The following is a 20,317-nucleotide window of genomic DNA, read 5'->3' on the forward strand; positions in this document are numbered from 1 at the left end:
GGATGCTGTCAGCGATTGCTAAACCAAGGAGACGAATGCGTGAGTGCGCTTTACCCCCCCATCCGTGATAACCATCATTTTTACCTGAAGGTGGATGATGTGCATGAACTTTATGTGGAAGAATGCGGCGTCCCGGACGGTTTGCCGGTGGTGTTCTTGCACGGTGGCCCCGGTTCGGGTTGTGAACCTTGGCATCGGCAATTTTTCGATCCGAATTTGTACCGCATTATTCTGTTTGACCAGCGCGGTTGTGGGCGTTCCAAACCTCATGCGTCGTTGGAACGCAATACGACGTGGGATTTGGTCGCCGATATGGAATTGATCCGCGAACATTTGGGGATTGATCAGTGGGTATTGTTTGGCGGTTCGTGGGGTTCGACCTTGGCGCTGGCGTATGCGGAGTCGTATCCGGCGCGGGTGAACGGGATGATTTTGCGCGGTATTTTTCTGTGTCGCCCACGGGATATTGATTGGTTTTACCAAGTGGGGCAGGGCATTGAGCGTATTTACCCCGATTATTGGCAAGATTACTTAGCACCCATTCCCGAAGCGGAACGCGGCGATATGGTGGCGGCGTATTACCGGCGCTTGACGGGTGACAACGAAATTGCGCGAATGCAAGCGGCGAAAGCGTGGTCAACGTGGGAAGCGCGTTGCGCGAATTTACAACAGAAAGAAAGCGTGTTGTCGCATTTCACCGACCCGTATACCGCCATGAGCGTGGCGCGTATTGAGGCACATTATTTCATCAATAACGGTTTCCTCGAACCGAATCAATTGCTGGCGAATGCGCACCGGATTGCGCATTTGCCGGGCAGTATTATTCACGGGCGCTACGACATGATTTGCCCATTGGAACAGGCATTTGCGCTGCATCAGGCATGGCCTAACGCGGATTTTCATGTGATTCCTGACAGTGGTCATGCGGCGAGTGAAGCGTTGATTCAGCAAGCTTTGGTACAAGCGACCGATGCATTGGTGGATTATTTGGCATGATTGGCTTAATTCAGCGCGTCTCTCATGCGCAAGTTGACATTGATGGTGTGACCGTTGGTCAGATTGAGCGCGGGATTTTGTTATTGCTGGGCGTGGAAAAAGCGGACACCGAGGCACAGGCCGAGCGTTTACTGGAAAGGGTGTTGGGCTACCGCATTTTTCCCGATGCACAAGGGAAAATGAATCTTTCATTACGTGAAATTAGCGGTGGATTGTTGATTGTGCCGCAATTCACGTTGCCCGCCGACACCCGCAAGGGAATGCGCCCCAGTTTTACGCCCGCAGCGCCGCCCGATCAGGGTAAAACGCTGTTTACTTACTTTGTGGAACAGGCGCGGCAGCAGTTGACAATGGTGCAAACCGGGGTGTTTGGCGCGGATATGCAGGTGTCACTCACCAACGATGGCCCGGTGACATTTTGGTTGCAAGTTTGAGTGGGGACTTCTATATAAATAAGCAGTGTGTTGCTGATGCGCTAACCGCCGCCTATAATAAATAAGCGTCATTTGTCAATTAAGCCCCTTATGACAGTTGATCGGGTCATTCTGTTACTGCATCCTGACAATCAGGTAAGGTAGCGGTATGTATGTTAAAAAGTGTCAATACTTGATGAAATTTGTCTGGAGCGGGATGTGATGATTCCTGAGATGTCTTTAATTATCAAACGGATGGAAAGTCAGCCGACCTTGTTTACGGCGCGTCCTACCCGTTTATCTTTACAGCAACTGAGTTTAGGGGCTGAGCAAAATCGGTCGGTCAGCGTGAATGTTTGGCGTAATCACGCCTTAGAATCCATTGTGAGTTTGGCGCAACCGTATTTTGCGTTTGGGCGTTGGCAAGTGGCGTTTAACTTCGGCGATTATGACGATTCCTTGATGTTTGCTGGGCGCGAAGCCGCCGATCTGGAATTGTTGTGGCTGGATAGCAGCCGTTATTTGGCGAACACCGATTTTGCGGCGTGGAGTGAATGGCTGTTGACGCGCTTGAGCGTATTGCGTGCTGCGTCAAACGTGCCGATTATTGTGGCGACTTGGTTGCAAAACGCGGAACAACACCAGCAGATGCAGGCGCTGGTCGATACTTTGCCGGATATTTACTTTGCGGATATTGGCAGCGTGTGCGCCGAAGCGAGGGTGGAATTGCTGGATATGCGCATTGCCGTGGCAACCGGCTCACCGGTTAGCAATGCGGCACAGCCGTTATTGGCACGTAAATTGGCTTGCCATTGGTTGCCAGCGGCGTTATCGCCACCGATTAAGGCATTGGCCTTGGATTTGGATAATACCTTGCACCAAGGTATTTTGGGTGAAGACGGGATTCACGGGGTGGCCTTAACCCCGCAGCACAAAGCCTTGCAAGAATCCGTCAAAGCGTTGCAGCAAAAAGGTATTTTCCTCGCACTCGTTTCACGCAATGAACGGGTGGATGTGGAAGATCTGTTTGCACAACGCGACGATTTCCCACTGAAATGGGACGATTTCGCGGCAACCGAAGTGTCGTGGGGCGATAAAGCCAGTGCGATTGCACGGGTAGCGCAAGCGTTGCGGATTTCCCCTGACGCGGTGTTATTCGTGGATGATAATCTCGGCGAACTCGTCGCAGTGACCAGCCAATTACCCCAAGTACACGCGATTCATGCGCACGAAAATGCTGAATTGACCCGTCGAGCGCTTGAACATTACCCTGCATTGTGGCGTTGGAAAGTGACCGCTGATGACGTGAAGCGCAATCAAGATATGAAAGCCAATGCTTTACGCGAATCGTTGCTGACGGAAGTGACCGACCCCGAAGAATATTTGCGTAATTTGCAGGTGACGCTGGTGTTTAACCATGCACCGCAAGAACATTTGTCGCGTTTGGCTGATTTGTGTAAGAAAACCAACCAGTTTAATTTGGCGATGCGCCGGTTTAGTTTGTCCGAGTTGACCGAGCGCTATAACAGTGAAAATTCCGCTGTCGCTTGCGTGCAATTGAAAGACCGTTTATCGGATAGTGGTATCATTGCGGTTATTGTGGCTGAGCGTCATGGTGATTTGCTCATAATTGAGGAATTATGCATCAGTTGCCGCGCTTTAGGGCGACAATTGGAAGACACCATTGTGTTGTGGACGATTCGCAATTTGCCGCAGTTTCAAACCTGCGAACAAGTGTGTTTCCGTGTGCAACACGGCCCGCGTAATCAGCCTGCGCAGGCATGGTTGGCAGGGCATTTGCAAGTAGCGCCCGATGCCGTTCAAGAAGGGCTGAACGGTATCCCCAGACAAACCCTTGAACAGTTCACGCCTGTACAAAGCGTCCGATTAATTGAGGAATAACAAAACATGGATTCACAAAAAATTAAGGATACCCTGAAGCAGGCGCTGGTCGCTATTTTGGGTAAGCCGGTTGCCGCTGATGAGGGCGTATGGTTAAGCATGAGCGGACGCAAGGATTGGGATTCACTCAAGCAGGTGGAAATCTTGCTGCTGTTAGAAGAAGAATTCAATATTCGCTATACCGAAGAAGAGTTTGCTCAGTTGGAAACGGCGGCAGATATTGTGGCGCTGACTTTATACAAGTGTGAGAATGAAACGTCAGCACCGGCTGATGATGGTTTGTTTAGCTATTATTAATCTCATAATGTCATTGAGCAGCAGAAGGGGCGGGCATGGCGCGTTTTGATGAAATTCTGGTTGGGCAGGTTGCCGAACTGGAACATGTCGTAACAGATAAAGATCTGGAACGTTTTGTGGAATTGAGCGGCGACGATAATCGCTTGCACGTTGACCCCACTTACGCTGCCCGTACCAGTTTCAAAAAGCCGGTGGCGCACGGCATGTTGGGGGTATCGTTTATCTCCACCATTATCGGCACGCGCTTGCCGGGCGATGGCGCGTTGTGGTTCGCCCAAAATCTCGAATTCCTGTTGCCGGTGCGGGTGGGCGATACTCTGACAGTTCGCGCCGAGGTGTTGCGTAAAATTGATCGAATGCAAGTTATTGAATTGCAGACGGACATTTTTAATCAACACCGTCAAAAAGTCACCACTGGCGTGGCGAAAATTAAAGTCGTGGAAATCGAGGATGATCCCAGTATCGAGCCAGAACCCCCGCGTCCGGTGGCATTAGTCGTGGGCGGTTCGGGCGGCATTGGCGGCGCGGTATGCCGTCACTTGGCAGCAGCCGGTTTTGATGTGGCGGTTCACTATTTCACGCAAGTAGCGAATGCGGAAGCTGTGCTGCGCGATGTTGAAGCAACCGGGCAAAAAGCGGTGATGGTGGCGGCGGATATTCGCAACGAAACCGCTGTTGCGAATATGGCGCATTATGTGCAGCGGCATTTGGGCAATATTACGGTACTGGTCAATTGCACCACGGCTCCGATGGCAGCGATTCGCTGGGAAGATGTGCAGTGGAAAGATTTTGAGGCGCACTTACAGACCGCGTTACAAGGTGCGTTCCATGTCGTGCGCCATGTGACGCCGCAAATGGAAGTGGCAAATTACGGTAAAATTATCCACATCAGTGCGCAATTGATCGAAGCGCCGATGGGGAATTTGTTGCCGTTTATTACCGCGAAAGCCGCGTTGGATGGCTTTAGTCATGCGTTGGCGATTGAGCTGTCCCCCAAAGGGATTCGCGTGAATATGGTTGCTCCCGGTATGACCGATACCGCGCAATTGGCGGAAGTGCCGGAACGTATCCGCTTAATGGCGGCGGCTCGTGTCCCTCTGCGGCGCATTGCCAAGCCCGATGATGTGGCGGGCGTTGTGGCTTTCCTTGCTTCGCGTCAATCCGACTATTTGACGGGCGAAACCATTCGCGTCAACGGCGGGCAGGTGATGTCTTGATTTTTCCCATAGCGATTAGAAAAGGATGATTCATGTTGAAGTCGATTGCATTATTTTTCGATAACTTGCTGAGAAGCATGATTCGCCCGCTGGGTGGTTCGGCGGGGCGTACTGTACGTTCTTGGTATTACAGCCGTCGTTTTGGCAGTTGTGGAAAAAACCTTGTCATTGATGAGGGCGTGATTATTCAGGGCGCTAGGGATATTCACCTAGGCGATAACGTGTGGATTGACCGTTATTGCATCTTAATGGCGGGTAAAGTGTCCTTAGAGCAAGGTGCGAAAGTGCTGGAAAATCCGAATTATCAGCATGAAATTGGTGAGTTGCATGTGGGGAGTAATGTGCATATTACGCCGTTTTCATTGATTCAGGCGCATGGCGGGGTGCAGATTGGGAATGATTGTGGTACGGGTTCTGGGGCAAAAATTTACTCACTTACTAACTTGCCGACAGATTCGGCTAATCCAGAACGGCGCGTTTGTTACAGTTGGGGCGGGGAATTGGCGCAGTTATCCGCCCCTATTGTGATTGGCAATAATGTGGGGATTGGTTTGGGTGCAGTGATTTTGCCCGCTGTCACTATCGAAGATGAATGCTTTGTTGCGCCTTATTCCATTGTGATGAGTCCGATCAAGGCCAACAGTTTTGTATCAGGAAATCCGGCACGTAAAGTGAGAGAACGCTTTCCTGTTACTGAAACTGAAAAACAATCATAAAAAAGTAAAGTTACACCGTAATTACCAGTCATCAATTCAAATTAGTAATTAATTATATTATAAAGTTTTGATTAGAAACGATTTCTTGTGTATGGAAATCGTTTCTGTTAAACATACCCCACCTTGTAAAAACGGCAAGCATCATTGTGCTTAGGATGAAAATTGTGAAAAAACTATTCTTATTGGTAACAATCGCCACATTATCTTTGTTCTATTTTTCTGCTCAAGCAGAAGAGAAAGCGGCAACCTCAGCAACCGAAGCGGAGGTTGTTAAACCCGCCGTGACCGAACAAGTTGAGACACCTGCGCCAACGACGAAAACTGATCAAGCTGCTGCACCCGCTGCCGGTGGCGAAAAGAAAGCGGAAGGTGAAGCAGCCGTTTCGACTGACGCTAAACCTAAAGAGGAGAAAAAAGCCGCAGGCGGTGATGAGCCTGACTGCAATTAGGTTTGTGCGCACATTTATTATAAAATCTATTAACTGGAGGATAGGCATGAAATTAACTAAATTATTTGGTACGGTTGCTTTAATGGCAGGTTTGAGCGTATCCAACGTATTGTTGGCGGAAGATGCTAAACCTGTGGGCATTACCGCAGAAAAAATGAGCGTTACCGTCAAACACGGCGGTGAGTCGGTAGAAATCAAGCGCGATCAAGACAATAAAGCAGTAGTGGTTGATGACTTCGCCAAGACATCACGTCCTTGCCCGCCATTCTGCATCCAGCCTGATACCATTGCGAAAGGTGTTGAAACCATCGCCGAAATGGGCATGTTGGATTATCTTGAAAAGATGAGCGGTGGCGATGCCAGTATTTTGGTTGTTGACTCCCGTACTGCCGACTGGGTTGAAAAGGGTACGATCCCCGGTGCAGTCAACCTGCCTTGGGAAAATTTAGCACCCGATAAAGGCGCGAGTACCGATGACATTATTAAAATCCTCACTGAGCAATTCGGTGCGAAATTGGCTAAAGACGCTGACGCGCTTGCGGTGGACGAAGCAGTCGCTGCTGGTGGCGACGCGGTTAGTAAAGTATTTGATTATTCCGAGGCTAAAACTCTGGTGATGTTCTGTAATGGTATGTGGTGTGGTCAGTCTCCAACCAATATTAAGACCTTGCTGAAGTTTGGCTATCCAGCGGATAAACTCAAATGGTATCGCGGTGGGATGCAAGATTGGGCGATTCTTGGTTTGACGACGGTTAAACCTGTCGCTGCAAAATAAGCACGTCAGTTTGATCGGAATAATAAAAAGCCAGCTTCTGCTGGCTTTTTATATTTAGGCGCTTAAACGCTCTTGAACCAAAACCCATGGAGCCACCACGACTGCCCATAGATTATCAGGGTGGCGGTTTGCCCAGTCGATAGCGATTTCATCGCGAAGCTGTTCAACTTGCTGATTTTGCAACCATTGTTGCAGTTTGTGGGTGTTATCTTCTGCGAGGGTGGTGGCCACTTCAACGAGGTCAAGCGCGGCAATCACGTGAATGACTTTGCCACTAGCAAAATAGCGCTCCAACTCAGGCCAGCTAATACGGGCAGTTTCTAAATTGAGGCGGTCGCGCAGTGGGAGTGAGTCTTCCATTGGTCAGGTTTTCCATGTCCGTACAGGGTTAGGATTAGCTGATAGGTGTGGTCAGCTTATCTGCGGCAAATTGGAGATTTTGCTGTATCCGTGCACGTTCTTCAGCCGGTAATTCGGGGTCTGATAATAGATTATCACACAAGTCCATGCACGCTTGATAATGCGTTAGCCAGTAAGCAATGACGGCGAGTTCGTCTTTGGCTTTCCAGCGGTAAATATCAGGCAGTACGAATAGGATGTCGTTGGGAAGCGGGGTGTGTGCAGCCGCTAATGCGTAGGGGTAAGCGAGTGCAAAGCGGTTGTGTGTGCGTAAGTAACGTGCCAGATGGTATAGACTTTCGGCGCGTTGTGGGCGGTTTTCATGGGCTATTAAATAGGTATTTATAATGTCTTCTGGTGGGTAATTGCCTTGTTCTTTAAGACGAGCAATTTCAAATAGCGAATACCACGCTTCTTCTTCCCAGCCAACCATGGCGGCACGTTGTTGGTAGTTTTCAATGGCGGCTTTAATATCACCGGCATCGCGGTAACTTTGTGCCAGATAGAAACGGTAGCGGGTGTTGTTGGGTTCATCTTGCAAGGCTTTGATTAAGACCTTTGCATCATTTAGGTATTTGTTGGGGTCGTTACTTCTTGCTCCTTCAGTGGAGGCGCGAATGAAATAGTCGCCTTGCAAAATTTCGGTGGTGAATGGGGTATTCGTTTCCAAGTATTCATGTAAGACACCTTGCCATTTCCATGGAAGGCTGGCGCGAATCAGTTTGAAATTGGCATACTTGAGTTCTTTGTAACGTATGTTGAGGTTGTAGCCGTCAGCAGTGAGATTGCCGAATTGGAAATCATCGGCGGCGATCAGGCAGTCGTCGGCATCCATAATCAGGATGTAATCGGCCTTATCTTTGGCGTGTTCGAGTGCAATATTGCGGTTGTGAGCAAAGTCACGCCATTCATTTTCTATGAGAATGCCGTCAATATTGTGTTGTGCAAAATAGTCGCGGATGATTTGTTGGGTTCCATCCGTTGAGCCGGTGTCGCTGATTACCCAGTAGTCGATTTTGTCTTTAACACTGTCGAGGCAGCGGGTAATAACTTTGCTTTCATTTTTGACGATCATGTTTAAGCAAATGCTGGGTGATGTGAACATCATTTACACCTCTTGGTTATTGTTTAACAGGTGGTTTTATTTCAGAAGATTTGAGATGTCTTGGCATTTTTGAGTAAAAGAAAGGGGGAAGAACTCCCCCTTTCTCAGGGATAAACCTTGCGGATTATCGTGCGGACATTAGTTGAGTGTTCCTTTCAGAACTTGCAGGCCACAGTTAGCCGCGCGGTCAACTTCAAAATTGAATGTTCCATTCGCATTTTGAGGGCTGACTTTGAAGACGTAACCGTCACCGTTGGCATCACCTAATGTTCTCCACTGACCATTAACGTACTCTTTACCGCCGGTAGCGACGAGTGTGCCGTCAGCCAGTTTGTGCAGGCCAGTCAGGGAAATGTCACCTGTACCGTTGATACTCTTCCAGAGTGTACCAGTGGTGTCGGTAGTGCTTGTCCAATCCATGAATTTGACAGATTGACCACCAGTAGTGGTACCCATGTGTGTTCCTGGAGTGATCATCGGCGGCATTGGGTTGCTAGTTCCACCCGTTGCGCCGGTAGCACCTGTTGCGCCGGTAGCACCTGTTGCGCCAGTCGCACCAGTGTTACCAGTCGCGCCAGTCGCACCAGTGTTACCTGTTGCGCCAGTTGCACCAGTGTTACCAGTCGCGCCTGCTGCACCAGTGTTACCAGTCGCGCCGGTCGCACCAGTGTTACCTGTTGCACCTTGAGCACCAGTGTTACCTGTTGCGCCAGTCGCACCAGTGTTACCAGTCGCGCCTGCTGCACCAGTGTTACCAGTCGCGCCAGTCGCACCAGTGTTACCTGTTGCACCTTGAGCACCAGTGTTACCAGTCGCACCAGTGTTACCGGTAGCGCCGGTCGCACCAGTGTTACCAGTCGCGCCTGCTGCACCAGTGTTACCAGTCGCGCCGGTCGCACCAGTGTTACCTGTTGCGCCTTGAGCACCTGTTGCACCGGTCGCGCCAGTGTCACCCTTCAGCCATGCGCGGACGTCATTCTGGTCAGTGCTGCCGCTTCCATCAAAATCACCGATAGTGTCTTTGAACCAATCGAAGAAGCCTTGACCGTTTGAGCCGCTAGAACCAGTCGCACCGGTCGCGCCTGCTGCGCCAGTGTTGCCAGTAGCGCCAGTTGCACCAGTATTACCGGTAGCACCTGCTGCGCCAGTGTTGCCGGTAGCGCCGGTCGCACCAGTATTACCGGTCGCGCCTGCTGCGCCAGTGTTGCCGGTAGCGCCGGTCGCACCAGTATTACCGGTGGCGCCTGCTGCGCCAGTGTTGCCAGTAGCGCCGGTCGCACCAGTATTACCGGTCGCGCCTGCTGCGCCAGTGTTGCCAGTAGCGCCGGTCGCACCAGTATTACCGGTGGCGCCTGCTGCGCCAGTGTTGCCAGTAGCGCCGGTCGCACCAGTATTACCGGTCGCGCCTGCTGCGCCAGTGTTGCCGGTAGCGCCAGTCGCACCAGTATTACCGGTCGCGCCTGCTGCGCCAGTGTTGCCAGTAGCGCCAGTCGCACCAGTATTACCGGTCGCGCCTGCTGCGCCAGTGTTGCCAGTAGCGCCGGTCGCACCAGTATTACCGGTGGCGCCTGCTGCGCCAGTGTTGCCGGTCGCGCCGGTCGCACCAGTATTACCGGTGGCGCCTGCTGCGCCAGTGTTGCCGGTCGCGCCGGTCGCACCAGTATTACCGGTGGCGCCTGCTGCGCCAGTGTTGCCGGTCGCGCCGGTCGCACCAGTATTACCGGTGGCGCCTGCTGCGCCAGTGTTGCCAGTAGCGCCGGTCGCACCAGTATTACCGGTCGCGCCTGCTGCGCCAGTGTTGCCGGTAGCGCCGGTCGCACCAGTATTACCGGTGCGCCTGCTGCGCCAGTGTTGCCGGTAGCGCCGGTCGCACCAGTATTACCGGTCGCGCCTGCGCCAGTGTCCGGCGCCGCGCACCAGTATTACCGGTCGCGCCAGTCGCACCAGTATTACCGGTCGCGCCTGCTGCGCCAGTGTTGCCAGTAGCGCCAGTCGCACCAGTATTACCGGTGGCGCCTGCTGCGCCAGTGTTGCCAGTAGCGCCGGTCGCACCAGTATTACCGGTCGCGCCTGCTGCGCCAGTGTTGCCGGTCGCGCCGGTCGCACCAGTATTACCGGTGGCGCCTGCTGCGCCAGTGTTGCCAGTAGCGCCGGTCGCACCAGTATTACCGGTGGCGCCTGCTGCGCCAGTGTTGCCGGTCGCGCCGGTCGCACCAGTATTACCGGTGGCGCCTGCTGCGCCAGTGTTGCCGGTCGCGCCGGTCGCACCAGTATTACCGGTCGCGCCTGCTGCGCCAGTGTTGCCGGTAGCGCCGGTCGCACCAGTATTACCGGTAGCGCCAGTCGCACCAGTATTACCGGTCGCGCCTGCTGCGCCAGTGTTGCCAGTAGCGCCAGTCGCACCAGTATTACCGGTCGCGCCTGCTGCGCCAGTGTTGCCGGTAGCACCAGTGCTGCCGGTTGCACCTTGTGGACCACGAGGGCCGTAATGACCACGCCCGCGTCCACGTCCACGTCCATGACCGCGACCATTGTCATGATCGCCATTTACGCCGCCAGTCCCAGTGCCAGAACCTGTGCCGCCCGTCCCAGTGCCAGAACCTGTGCCGCCAGTGCCAGAACCTGTACCGCCCGTCCCAGTGCCAGAACCTGTACCGCCCGTCCCAGTGCCAGAACCTGTACCGCCCGTCCCAGTGCCAGAACCTGTACCGCCCGTCCCAGTGCCAGAACCTGTACCGCCCGTCCCAGTGCCAGAACCTGTACCGCCCGTCCCAGTGCCAGAACCTGTACCGCCAGTTCCAGTGCCAGAACCTGTGCCGCCCGTCCCAGTGCCAGAACCTGTGCCGCCAGTCCCAGTGCCAGAACCTGTGCCGCCAGTGCCAGAACCTGTACCGCCAGTTCCAGTGCCAGAGCCTGTACCGCCAGTTCCAGTGCCAGAGCCTGTACCGCCAGTTCCAGTGCCAGAACCTGTACCGCCAGTCCCAGTTGAACCATCACAAGAACAACCACTACCACCTTGGCTGCCTTGACCACCTTGGTTGCCTTGGCTGCCTTGCTCGCCGCTTTGCATTTGTTGCAGCAACTGCATGATCATTTGCAGTAGTTGCATAAATAATTGATTGGTATTACCGCTTAGTCCGGGTAATGCACTTGAGCCACCTGTCATGGATGAGGTAGATGTGCCTGAACCAGAAGTCGAATTGGTATTGTTGCTGCCATAGCTGCCGCTAATCACTGAGTGATTGCTAGTGCCATTGAGAGGGGTGAGATTGGACATTTATTTGCTCCTTTGCCTTTACTAATCGTGGCTGAAGTCATTTCAGCCGCTTTTTATTATTCCGTGTGCAACAGCCTGAGTGGTTCAGGGTCAACAGACGTGCCAGAAAATCCATATCAGACGTCCTGTTTCTGTTTCACGCAGAATAAATTTTGTTGCGCTCTGCTTTGGGGTTGTGGTGCGTTGCGCGATGTTCTGGAGTATGTGTCAAGCTTTTTTGGTTCGTGATGGCAGGAGGGATGAAAGTTGCAAACTCGCTTACGAGCGGTGCAAATGCAGGTGTTGTTTGAACGTTTACAAGGGCGAATGATTCGTTGATGATGCGGTCTTAAGCATTAATCCATCACCTCAGAAGGTCGCTGCCTCATGATTGAATCCTCTCCTGCCAAGCCGTTGAGCTGGGCTGAAGCGTTGCAGGCGTTTCTGCATCCGCGCGTTATCACGATGTTGTTCCTAGGATTTTCGGCAGGGATTCCGATCTTGCTGATCTTTTCTTCCTTGTCGTTATGGTTGGGCGAAGCGGGGGTGGAGCGCAAAGCGGTGACATTCTTCAGTTGGGCGGCGTTGGGGTATTCGTTCAAATTTGTGTGGGCACCGTTAATCGACAAATTGCCATTGCCTTTTTTAACCGCATGGTTGGGGAAACGGCGGGCGTGGTTGTTGGTCGCGCAGGCGTTGATTATTTTGGCGATTGTGTTGATGGGCAATATCGACCCGTCTTTGGGGCAAGATCACTTGGTGTTAATGGCGTGGGCGGCGGTGTTGCTGGGTTTTTCATCGGCAACGCAGGATGTGGTGATTGATGCGTACCGGATTGAGGCGGCGGAAACACGCTTGCAGGCGATGATGTCTTCGACTTATATCGCGGGTTATCGGCTGGGGATGATTGTGGCGGGCGCGGGCGCGTTGTTTTTGGCGTCTTGGCTGGGGTCGGAAAAAGAACATTATGTGTACACGGCTTGGCAGTGGACGTATTGGGCAATGGCGGCGACGATGTTGGTCGGCGTGGTGACAACGTTGGTGATTCCCGAACCGGAGCAAAAGCAGGCGGATCGTTACCATTATGCGGCGCTGGATTATCTGCGCTTGGTGTTGGTATTTGCGGCAGGTGTGGCGGGATTTGTGTTGGTATTTGCGTATACCAAGGGCATGTTTGGCGTGTGGCAGGAACGGTTTGATGATGCGTTTGTCGGTTTTGGTTTGGAAGCGTTGCATTTATTGAGCGGGCTGGCGCTGGGATTGTTGGTTGGGTGGGTGTTGGTGCGGCTTGGTGCAGCCAATAAGGTGATGGCACGGGATACGTGGATTGCACCGATTGCGGATTTTTTCCGCCGCTACGGGGTGCGCACGGCGTTTTTATTGTTAGCATTGATTGGTTTGTATCGGATTACCGATATTGTCCCCGGTGTGATTTCTAATGTGTTTTACCAGGATCTGGGGTTTAGTAAGCCGGAAATTGCGACGGCGGTGAAAACTTTTGGGGTGGTGGTGAGTATTGCGGGTGGTTTCATGGGCGGGCTGTTTGCGACCCGTTATGGGGTGATGCGTACCTTGATGTTGGGGGCGATTTTGACTGCGTTTACGAATTTGGTGTTCGTGTGGCTGGCGTATGTGGGGCATGACGTGACGGTGATGTATACCGCTGTGACGGCGGATAATTTGGCAGCGGGGTTTGCAAGTGCGGCATTCGTGGCGTTTTTGTCGTCACTGACTAGCGTGTCGTTTACGGCGGTGCAGTACGCGATTTTTAGCTCGTTGATGACCTTGTTGCCGAAAACCATTGGCGGGTATTCCGGCACGATTGTGGATAATATTGGCTACCCCGGCTTTTTCACGTTTACCACCCTGATCGGGATTCCCGTTCTATGGTTGGTATGGGCGGCGGGTAAGCATTTGCAGGTGGAGCAATGACCCGGATGTCTAATTCGGTGTAGTGTTTTTTGGAAATGTGGCGATGATTCTGGTTGCGGTCAGTGCTCTGAGAGTCGTATATGCTGTAGATAATGCCCAAATCTCGTTCGATTTCGACTTGACGGTAGGGGTGAAATGGTCGGAGCGCTTCAATGCTCAAGGTATAGGGTATCGGCCCCGTGGTGCGAATCACGCCTTTGAACCCGACGCCAACGGTATGGGGGTCGTAGTGTAAAATATTGTGGAGCACTTGTTGGATGACCGCTTGCAGGAAAGGGTGTCCGGCAACGCCTATCACATGCCATTGCTGAAATTCACCGCGCTCAATTCCCGCAAGTTCCGGGTGTAGCCCCCAGCCGTAGTAGTTGTCGTCATCCCATTTGGAAAGGATGTAACGGTCGTCGGGTAACAATACCGCATCGAGCGGGCGGGTGATGGTGCTTTTCATGTCGAGATAGACCCCACCCACGGCATAAATCAACAAATACCGAAACAGATCCGCCCGCGCCGCACCGTAAGCGGTGTCGATGCGTTGGTAGATGTTGAGCAAGTCTTCCCCGTAGTGTTGCAGAATAAAGGTTTCAATATCCGCATCGTCGTAAAGGCGGTATTCCCAATCAGGGTTGAGTTGCTGAATCCGGCAGGTATTTTCTTGTAGCGGTGGCGGCAACGCGGTTTTGGTGTAATACGTTTGGTGAATAACGCGGGGAATCCGTGCTTGCATCGCAAGTTTAGGTATCATTGGTTGGTCTAGCATAGCTGTCCCTCGTGTTTCTAAGACATCAAGTTAACAACAACTTATGCCAGCAGTAGGCTTGCGTATAGCATTGGGGGGACGAGCGTTAACAGTTTGCTTACTAGCTGATAGTCTTGAACAAAATCTGCGAATTACGTTGGTAGTTGTACAGCGATTTCTTATTGGCAGGCAGTGCATCCACGCTGCCTTTCTCAAAGCCGCGTTCCCGAAACCAATCCGTTGTCTGTGTCGTCAGCACTAGCAAACGGTTTTTACCTTGCGTTTTCGCGAGTTGTGCAACGTGTTTGAGGAGTTTATCGCCGCGATTGCCGCCACGATCTTGCTGGCTAACGGCAAGGCAGGCGAGTTCGGCGACTTGTGCATCATCAGTATCATACAAAGCCACGCACGCAATCACGTCGCGGTCGCGGAGGATAATGTGGAAGTTGTCGATTTCCAGTTCGAGTTGTTCGCGGGAACGTTTGATCAAAATGCCGCGTTCTTCCAGCGGGCGAATCAGTTCCATAATGCCGCTAATGTCTTCAATCGTTGCCGCTCGCAAGCGCTCAAATTGTTCGGCGGCAATCATGCTGCCCACGCCGTCGCGGGTATACAATTCCAGCAGCAATGCGCCATCAATCTCGGCATCCAGTAGGTGGATGCGTTCCACTTGGTTTTCGGAGGCTTCAATCACGGCGGGTAGCAGCGGGTTGTAGGGCAAGCTCGCTTTGGCTTCCTCAAGGGTGAGTTCGTGCGGCAAATTCAGCGGTTGGTGGCTGAGGAAAATCAGTTTGTCCGCTTGAATCGCTTGGGTGGCAGCAACCGCAACTTGCTCGTAACGCAAATTGTAGGCTTCGCCCGTCGGCGAATAACCCATCGGCGAGAGCAGCACGATATTGTCGGAATCGAGTTGTTGTTGCATCAACGTGTGGTTGATTTTGCGCACTTGTCCGCTGTAGCCGTAGTCGATGCCATCGCAAATGCCGAGTGGACGTGCCGTGATGTAATTGCCGGAAACAATCCCCAAGCCTTCATTATTCAGCGATGGTTGATTGAGGGCATGAGTCAGCAAATTTTCGATGCGGATGCGCAAAAAACCAATGGCTTCCTGCGCCGCGAGCAACGAAGTGCTGTCAGTAATGCGAATACCTTTGTGCAAACGAATCGGCGTATTAGTGCGGTGCAAGCGTTCATCAATTTGCGGGCGCGTGCCATGCACTAACACCAGCCGTGCGCCGAGGCTGGAAATAATGGCGAGATCTTGCACAATTTGCCGAAAGCGTGGCGTGGCAATCACTTCACCCGCAAACGCGATCACGAAGGTTTTGCCGCGATGGTTGTGAATATAGGGCGCGGCTTCGCGGAAAAACGTGACGCTGTGCGGGCTAGGTGCTGACCTCATCGCGCTATCCTTGGGTTAGCAACATCTGGTCAACAAGGTCGCAGATGCAGTGAATTAGCAGCAAATGGGTTTCCTGAATCCGCGCGGTGCTATCGGCGGGGACGCGCAATTCCACATCATCCGCTTGCAACAGGTCTTTCATGCTGCCGCCCGCTTTGCCGCTGAGGGCAATCACTTGCATTCCACAGTCGTGTGCTGCGTCGATGGCGCGATTCACGTTGGTGGAATTGCCGCTGGTGGAAATTGCCAGCAACACGTCACCCTTACGCCCCAAGGCTTCAATCTGGCGGGAAAATACTCGCTCATAGCTGTAGTCGTTGGCGATGGAGGTGAGGGTGGAGGTATCCGTGGTCAACGCAATCGCGGGCAAGCCCCGCCGTTCTTGCTCGAAACGGTTGAGCATTTCGGATGAAAAATGCTGCGCATCACCCGCCGATCCACCGTTGCCGCAACTGAGGATTTTGCCGCCGTGTTGCACGGTGTGAAAAACCAATGTCGCGGCAGCGAGAATAGGGTCTTGCAACAGCGTGAGCGCCTTTTGTTTGGTGGCGATGCTGTCGGTAAAATGTTGTTGGATGCGTGTGTGTAATGTCATGCGTTAGCCCGCCTCGAAAGCGTTTTTGATCCAATTTATGGCGTTATCACCTTCCACCGCTACCACGTCGAAACGCGCTTGGGCGTTGGGGGCGCGGTATTGCAGGTAGTGTTGTGCGGTGCGGATGATACGCGCTTGCTTGCGTGGGTCAATACTGAGCAATGCGCCGCCGTAACGGGCGGTTTTGCGGTAACGGACTTCGACGAATACGATAATGTCGCCGTCGCGCATGATCAGGTCGATTTCGCCCATTTTTAGGCGGTAATTCTGGTGCAGCAGGTGCAAACCGCTGGCTTGTAAGTGTTCACAAGCCAGTTGTTCGGTGCTGACGCCGCGTATGAGGTGCGGCGCGGTGGGCTTATTGTCCAACAGCTTGCGGCACACCGTTCACAAAGGTGGCGAATAACAGGGTACGTTGGATTTGGCGATTGCCTGCCAAGCGGATATTGCCGGTTTTGCCGTTGACTTGCGTGCTGGGGTTACGCGCAATGCTGGGCAGGTTTTTGGCAATCAGGAACGCATCCATCCCCAGTGCAAACATGCGCGGGAATTGTGAGTTGTTGAGTGTGCCGGATTGCAAGCCTTCCATGACCCACGGAATTTCGGTGTACAAAATGCCGTCAAGATCGGCATCTTTACCGGGGTTAGTGCGCCCAGAAAAAATATGCGAGGTGGCGTAAATCGGCAGTTCCGGTGCTTGTGCCGCTAGTAAAGGGCGCATTAGGCGGGCTTGGCTGGGGGAGGCGGCAAGAAATACCATGCTGGCACGGCCTTGCGTCGCCGCTAACGCATTTTGCACGTTTTGCAGATAAGCGTTAGACGGTGCGTCGGGGAATTGTTGAATATTGATGACTTGACCACCCTTGGCTTGGTAGGCGGCACGGAATGCCCCGGAGATGCGATCCCCCCAACTGGAGGCGGGTGCTAATACAATGGCGGTGCGTAAGCCCCGTGCGCTGGTGGTTTCGGCGACTTGTTTTGCCTCATCTTCTGGCAATAAGCCGAATTGGTACAGCGCACCGGGGATATTGCGGCTATTGGTCAGGTAATTCAGGCTGAGCAAAGGTTTGGAGAGCACTTGCGGTTGCGCGAGGAGGTCGGCGAGGGATTCTTTATCCAATGGCCCGATGACAATATCCGCCCCATCCGCCACGGCGCGTTGGTATTGCGCCACGGCTCCACCGGCATTCACATCATAAACTTGTACGCTGGTTTCGCGGGCAACGCTGTTACGGGCGGCGTCGATACCCCGGTAGATTTCTTGCCCGACACTGCCCAATGAGCCGGATTGCGGGAGCAGTGCGGCGACGCGCGTGACGCTGGTAGGGACGAGAGCGGCTTGTACATTTTGAACGCCGGGTGCGCCGCCGCCCTTGCCACTGGCCATTGCTTGGGCGCGTTGTTGAATGTGTTTGACTTTTTCACGCAAAGCGGGGGATAACTCATCCAAATTAGTCGGTAAATTGCGCAGTGCAAGTGTTGGGTTGTTTTGTTGCAAGGCGAGGAGTGCTTTGACATAGGCTTGGCGGGCGCGGTTTTCGCCATCCAGCGCGGAAGCGGGAACTTTTGCCAGATAAGTGTTGGTTAATTTGGCATCGCCGATAGAGGCAGCAATTTCCGCCGCTTGCAAAATGACACGCTCGCGTTGCGGGGTGGGGTAGCGGGTGGCGGCAGCAAAATAGGCTTGAGCGGCTTCACGTTTTTTCCCCTGATTAAAGAGCGCGTTGGCTTGTTCAACCGTGGCATTGCCTTGCACAGCCGAAGTGTCGTCGCTATTGATGAAGTCGTTGGGCGAACAGCCTTGCAACATGAATGTGACAGTTAATAATGCGATAGCGCAATATTTCAGAATGCTTGGGTGGCGTTGTGATGGCATGGTCAGTCCTAGTACCTAGTAATGGGGTATGGTTGCCAGAATATAGCATTTTTTACCAAGTATGCTGCATGTTTGATGAAGCCCATTAACAATCCGGTTGGATGCTGGAAATAGGTCTATGCTTGTTAGCGAGAGAGAGTTTCTATTAATAAGTAATGGAGGTGTTCTAATGTCCACAGGTTTGGCTGTTGCCATTTTGTGTGCGCTTGCCGCACTCGTTTACGGTCTGGTGACGACGCGCTGGGTGCTTGCCCGCCCGGAAGGGAATGCAGAAATGCGGCGGATTGCGCAGGCAATTCAGGAGGGGGCGCAAGCCTATTTGAATCGTCAATACACCACGATTGCGGTGGTGGGAATTCTGCTGTTTGCGGTTATTTTTATTGCATTAGGCTGGCAAACCGCGCTGGGTTTTGCCTTGGGTGCTGTGCTATCCGGTGCGACGGGTTATATCGGCATGAATGTGTCGGTGCGGGCAAATGTGCGCACGGCGGAAGCCGCCAAAGACGGTTTGAATGCGGCGTTGGATGTGGCATTTAAAGGCGGAGCCATTACCGGCATGTTGGTGGTCGGCTTGGCATTGCTAGGTGTGGCGGGTTATTACGCGGCATTGACCATGACCGGTACGTCATCGACCGATGCGATTCATGCGCTGGTGGGCTTGGCGTTTGGTGGTTCATTGATTTCGATTTTTGCGCGGTTGGGCGGTGGTATTTTCACCAAGGGCGCGGATGTTGGCGCGGATTTGGTGGGTAAAGTAGAAGCGGGAATTCCCGAAGACGATCCACGTAACCCGGCAGTGATTGCGGATAATGTGGGGGATAACGTCGGCGATTGCGCGGGGATGGCGGCAGATTTGTTTGAAACTTACGCGGTGACGATTATTGCGACCATGTTGCTCGGCGGCTTGCTGATGAATGGTTCGGAAAATGCGATTGTGTACCCGCTGGTGTTGGGGGGCTTTTCCATTCTGGCGTCGATTTTGGGCGCTATGTTTGTGAAAGCGCGTACCGGCGGCAAGATTATGAATGCACTGTACCGTGGTTTGGCGGTGGCAGGCGGGGCATCACTGATCTTTTTCTACCCTGTTACCGTGATTATGATGGGGGATAACCCGGATTATTCGGTGAACGCACTGTATGGCTCGGCGGTGATTGGCTTGGTGCTGACGGCGGCAATGGTGTGGATTACGGAATATTACACCGCTACCGAATACAGCCCGGTGCGGCATATTGCGCAAGCGTCTACTACCGGGCATGGCACTAACGTGATTGCGGGTCTTGGGGTGTCGATGCGTTCCACAGCAGCGCCGGTGTTGGCGGTGTGTTTGGCCATTTGGGGTGCTTATGAACTCGCGGGTTTGTATGGGATTGCGATTGCAGCAACGTCCATGTTGTCAATGGCGGGGATTGTGGTGGCGTTGGATGCTTACGGCCCGATTACTGACAATGCAGGTGGGATCGCGGAAATGGCGGGTTTGCCGGATGATATTCGCAATATTACTGATCCGTTGGATGCGGTGGGCAATACCACGAAAGCCGTGACCAAAGGTTATGCGATTGGCTCAGCGGGCTTGGCGGCGTTGGTGTTGTTTGCGGATTATACCCATGCATTGTCGGCGGCACATCAGACGGTAATGAGCTTTGACCTTTCCAATCACTTGGTCATTATCGGTCTGTTTATTGGTGGGATGGTGCCTTATCTGTTCGCGGCAATGGCGATGGAGGCCGTGGGGCGTGCGGCGGGTTCGGTGGTGGTGGAAGTGCGCCGCCAGTTCCAGACGATTCCGGGCATTATGGAAGGCACGGGTAAGCCGGAATACGGCACTTGCGTGGATATGTTGACCAAATCGGCGATTAAGGAAATGATTGTGCCGTCATTATTGCCGGTGGCAGTGCCGGTCATTGTGGGGCTGACCTTGGGCGCACAAGCACTGGGCGGGGTGTTGGTAGGAACGATTGTGACGGGAATTTTCGTGGCAATTTCCATGACAACCGGCGGCGGTGCTTGGGATAATGCCAAGAAATACATCGAGGAAGGCCATTTCGGTGGCAAAGGTTCGGAGGCGCACAAAGCCGCTGTTACCGGCGATACCGTCGGCGACCCGTACAAGGATACCGCAGGCCCGGCAATCAACCCGTTGATCAAAATCATTAATATTGTCGCGTTGCTGATTGTGCCGTTGTTGGCGTAAGGTAGTGCACGGCTGGGGTTGCCAGCCAAAACCAGAAGCCCGCCCTTCGTGGTGGGCTTC

Annotated in this window: 21 protein-coding genes; 11 read left to right on the forward strand and 10 right to left on the reverse strand. The window is 53.1% G+C overall.

Features of this window, described 5'->3' with window-relative positions; genetic code table 11:
- Positions 1-39: 39 nt before the first annotated feature.
- The 8 genes from pip to HMY34_RS11865 all read left to right on the forward strand — a co-directional run bounded on the left by pip (position 40) and on the right by HMY34_RS11865 (position 6,765).
- Positions 40-996 carry a prolyl aminopeptidase gene (pip, locus tag HMY34_RS11830; RefSeq protein ID WP_202715692.1) on the forward strand — a complete coding sequence of 319 codons (957 nt, stop codon included), beginning with the start codon at positions 40-42 and terminating at the stop codon, positions 994-996.
- Positions 993-1,430: a D-aminoacyl-tRNA deacylase gene (gene dtd, locus HMY34_RS11835; protein ID WP_202715693.1), complete on the forward strand. Its 438-nt coding sequence runs from the start codon at positions 993-995 to the stop codon at positions 1,428-1,430. Before pip ends, dtd begins: the two co-directional genes overlap by 4 nt.
- Before the next feature lie 213 nt (positions 1,431-1,643).
- A complete protein-coding gene (locus tag HMY34_RS11840) occupies positions 1,644-3,311 on the forward strand; it encodes an HAD-IIIC family phosphatase (RefSeq protein ID WP_202715694.1) in 1,668 nt (555 codons plus the stop codon).
- A gap of 6 nt (positions 3,312-3,317) precedes the next feature.
- The gene (locus HMY34_RS11845; RefSeq protein ID WP_202715695.1) at positions 3,318-3,608 is read left to right on the forward strand and encodes a phosphopantetheine-binding protein; all 291 of its coding nucleotides are present in this window, start codon (positions 3,318-3,320) and stop codon (positions 3,606-3,608) included.
- Positions 3,609-3,643: 35 nt separating this feature from the next.
- Positions 3,644-4,825: an SDR family oxidoreductase gene (locus HMY34_RS11850; protein ID WP_202715696.1), complete on the forward strand. Its 1,182-nt coding sequence runs from the start codon at positions 3,644-3,646 to the stop codon at positions 4,823-4,825.
- A 32-nt stretch (positions 4,826-4,857) separates the two neighbouring features.
- Entirely contained in the window at positions 4,858-5,541 is a 684-nt protein-coding gene (locus tag HMY34_RS11855; protein ID WP_202715697.1) for an acyltransferase, read from the forward strand.
- 164 nt (positions 5,542-5,705) lie between these two features.
- Positions 5,706-5,990: a hypothetical protein gene (locus HMY34_RS11860; protein WP_202715698.1), complete on the forward strand. Its 285-nt coding sequence runs from the start codon at positions 5,706-5,708 to the stop codon at positions 5,988-5,990.
- A gap of 46 nt (positions 5,991-6,036) precedes the next feature.
- Complete coding sequence (locus tag HMY34_RS11865; protein ID WP_202715699.1) at positions 6,037-6,765, forward strand: rhodanese-like domain-containing protein; 729 nt, start codon at positions 6,037-6,039, stop codon at positions 6,763-6,765.
- Positions 6,766-6,819: 54 nt separating this feature from the next.
- Here HMY34_RS11865 and HMY34_RS11870 read toward each other — a convergent pair whose 3' ends face one another.
- The 5 genes from HMY34_RS11870 to HMY34_RS20495 all read right to left on the reverse strand — a co-directional run bounded on the left by HMY34_RS11870 (position 6,820) and on the right by HMY34_RS20495 (position 10,089).
- A complete protein-coding gene (locus HMY34_RS11870; RefSeq protein ID WP_202715700.1) occupies positions 6,820-7,125 on the reverse strand; it encodes a DUF2288 domain-containing protein in 306 nt (101 codons plus the stop codon).
- A gap of 34 nt (positions 7,126-7,159) precedes the next feature.
- On the reverse strand, positions 7,160-8,272 hold the full coding sequence (locus HMY34_RS11875; protein ID WP_202715701.1) for a glycosyltransferase: 1,113 nt from the start codon (positions 8,270-8,272) through the stop codon (positions 7,160-7,162).
- 135 nt (positions 8,273-8,407) lie between these two features.
- Entirely contained in the window at positions 8,408-8,725 is a 318-nt protein-coding gene (locus tag HMY34_RS20215) for a hypothetical protein (protein WP_228287839.1), read from the reverse strand.
- Positions 8,726-8,742: 17 nt separating this feature from the next.
- On the reverse strand, positions 8,743-9,222 hold the full coding sequence (locus HMY34_RS20220) for a hypothetical protein (protein WP_228287840.1): 480 nt from the start codon (positions 9,220-9,222) through the stop codon (positions 8,743-8,745).
- A 3-nt stretch (positions 9,223-9,225) separates the two neighbouring features.
- Positions 9,226-10,089: a hypothetical protein gene (locus HMY34_RS20495; protein ID WP_323127441.1), complete on the reverse strand. Its 864-nt coding sequence runs from the start codon at positions 10,087-10,089 to the stop codon at positions 9,226-9,228.
- A 649-nt stretch (positions 10,090-10,738) separates the two neighbouring features.
- On the opposite strand from HMY34_RS20495, the gene HMY34_RS20635 reads away from it, so the two are divergent.
- Together HMY34_RS20635 and HMY34_RS11905 are read left to right on the forward strand one after the other, a co-directional pair.
- Positions 10,739-11,359 (forward strand): hypothetical protein, encoded by a 621-nt coding sequence (locus HMY34_RS20635; protein ID WP_503663874.1) that lies wholly within the window; start codon positions 10,739-10,741, stop codon positions 11,357-11,359.
- A 553-nt stretch (positions 11,360-11,912) separates the two neighbouring features.
- Positions 11,913-13,457: an AmpG family muropeptide MFS transporter gene (locus HMY34_RS11905; protein ID WP_202715702.1), complete on the forward strand. Its 1,545-nt coding sequence runs from the start codon at positions 11,913-11,915 to the stop codon at positions 13,455-13,457.
- Here HMY34_RS11905 and HMY34_RS11910 read toward each other — a convergent pair.
- From HMY34_RS11910 to HMY34_RS11930, 5 genes are all read right to left on the reverse strand, one after another.
- Positions 13,384-14,214: a glycosyltransferase family 32 protein gene (locus HMY34_RS11910; RefSeq protein WP_202715703.1), complete on the reverse strand. Its 831-nt coding sequence runs from the start codon at positions 14,212-14,214 to the stop codon at positions 13,384-13,386. The two genes, HMY34_RS11905 and HMY34_RS11910, sit on opposite strands and share 74 nt — an antisense overlap.
- 100 nt (positions 14,215-14,314) lie before the next feature.
- Complete coding sequence (gene argA / locus HMY34_RS11915) at positions 14,315-15,595, reverse strand: amino-acid N-acetyltransferase (RefSeq protein WP_202715704.1); 1,281 nt, start codon at positions 15,593-15,595, stop codon at positions 14,315-14,317.
- 4 nt (positions 15,596-15,599) lie between these two features.
- Complete coding sequence (locus HMY34_RS11920) at positions 15,600-16,190, reverse strand: phosphoheptose isomerase (protein WP_202715705.1); 591 nt, start codon at positions 16,188-16,190, stop codon at positions 15,600-15,602.
- Between the two features lie 3 nt (positions 16,191-16,193).
- Positions 16,194-16,559, reverse strand: a complete 366-nt coding sequence (locus HMY34_RS11925; RefSeq protein ID WP_202715706.1) for a YraN family protein — start codon at positions 16,557-16,559, stop codon at positions 16,194-16,196.
- Positions 16,549-18,066, reverse strand: coding sequence for a penicillin-binding protein activator (locus tag HMY34_RS11930; protein ID WP_202715707.1), 1,518 nt, complete (start codon positions 18,064-18,066; stop codon positions 16,549-16,551). The genes HMY34_RS11925 and HMY34_RS11930 overlap by 11 nt, the downstream gene beginning before the upstream one ends.
- 169 nt (positions 18,067-18,235) lie before the next feature.
- Here HMY34_RS11930 and HMY34_RS11935 point away from each other — a divergent pair, with 169 nt between their 5' ends.
- Positions 18,236-20,257 (forward strand): sodium-translocating pyrophosphatase, encoded by a 2,022-nt coding sequence (locus tag HMY34_RS11935; protein WP_202715708.1) that lies wholly within the window; start codon positions 18,236-18,238, stop codon positions 20,255-20,257.
- The last annotated feature ends 60 nt before the right edge of the window (positions 20,258-20,317 follow it).

The sequence above is a fragment of the Thiothrix subterranea genome, from assembly GCF_016772315.1.
In the GTDB taxonomy this organism is placed as follows: Bacteria; Pseudomonadota; Gammaproteobacteria; order Thiotrichales; family Thiotrichaceae; genus Thiothrix; species Thiothrix subterranea.

Bases quoted from the DNA above. Each gene is read 5' to 3' on its own strand.
- dtd (WP_202715693.1), top strand. From the start codon at position 993: ATGATTGGCTTAATTCAGCGCGTCTCTCATGCGCAAGTTGACATTGAT.
- HMY34_RS11840 (WP_202715694.1), top strand. From the start codon at position 1,644: ATGTCTTTAATTATCAAACGGATGGAAAGTCAGCCGACCTTGTTTACG.
- HMY34_RS11845 (WP_202715695.1), top strand. From the start codon at position 3,318: ATGGATTCACAAAAAATTAAGGATACCCTGAAGCAGGCGCTGGTCGCT.
- HMY34_RS11850 (WP_202715696.1), top strand. From the start codon at position 3,644: ATGGCGCGTTTTGATGAAATTCTGGTTGGGCAGGTTGCCGAACTGGAA.
- HMY34_RS11855 (WP_202715697.1), top strand. From the start codon at position 4,858: ATGTTGAAGTCGATTGCATTATTTTTCGATAACTTGCTGAGAAGCATG.
- HMY34_RS11865 (WP_202715699.1), top strand. From the start codon at position 6,037: ATGAAATTAACTAAATTATTTGGTACGGTTGCTTTAATGGCAGGTTTG.
- HMY34_RS11870 (WP_202715700.1), bottom strand. From the start codon at position 7,125: ATGGAAGACTCACTCCCACTGCGCGACCGCCTCAATTTAGAAACTGCC.
- HMY34_RS11875 (WP_202715701.1), bottom strand. From the start codon at position 8,272: ATGATGTTCACATCACCCAGCATTTGCTTAAACATGATCGTCAAAAAT.
- HMY34_RS20215 (WP_228287839.1), bottom strand. From the start codon at position 8,725: ATGGGTACCACTACTGGTGGTCAATCTGTCAAATTCATGGATTGGACA.
- HMY34_RS11905 (WP_202715702.1), top strand. From the start codon at position 11,913: ATGATTGAATCCTCTCCTGCCAAGCCGTTGAGCTGGGCTGAAGCGTTG.
- HMY34_RS11910 (WP_202715703.1), bottom strand. From the start codon at position 14,214: ATGCTAGACCAACCAATGATACCTAAACTTGCGATGCAAGCACGGATT.
- argA (WP_202715704.1), bottom strand. From the start codon at position 15,595: ATGAGGTCAGCACCTAGCCCGCACAGCGTCACGTTTTTCCGCGAAGCC.
- HMY34_RS11920 (WP_202715705.1), bottom strand. From the start codon at position 16,190: ATGACATTACACACACGCATCCAACAACATTTTACCGACAGCATCGCC.
- HMY34_RS11930 (WP_202715707.1), bottom strand. From the start codon at position 18,066: ATGCCATCACAACGCCACCCAAGCATTCTGAAATATTGCGCTATCGCA.
- HMY34_RS11935 (WP_202715708.1), top strand. From the start codon at position 18,236: ATGTCCACAGGTTTGGCTGTTGCCATTTTGTGTGCGCTTGCCGCACTC.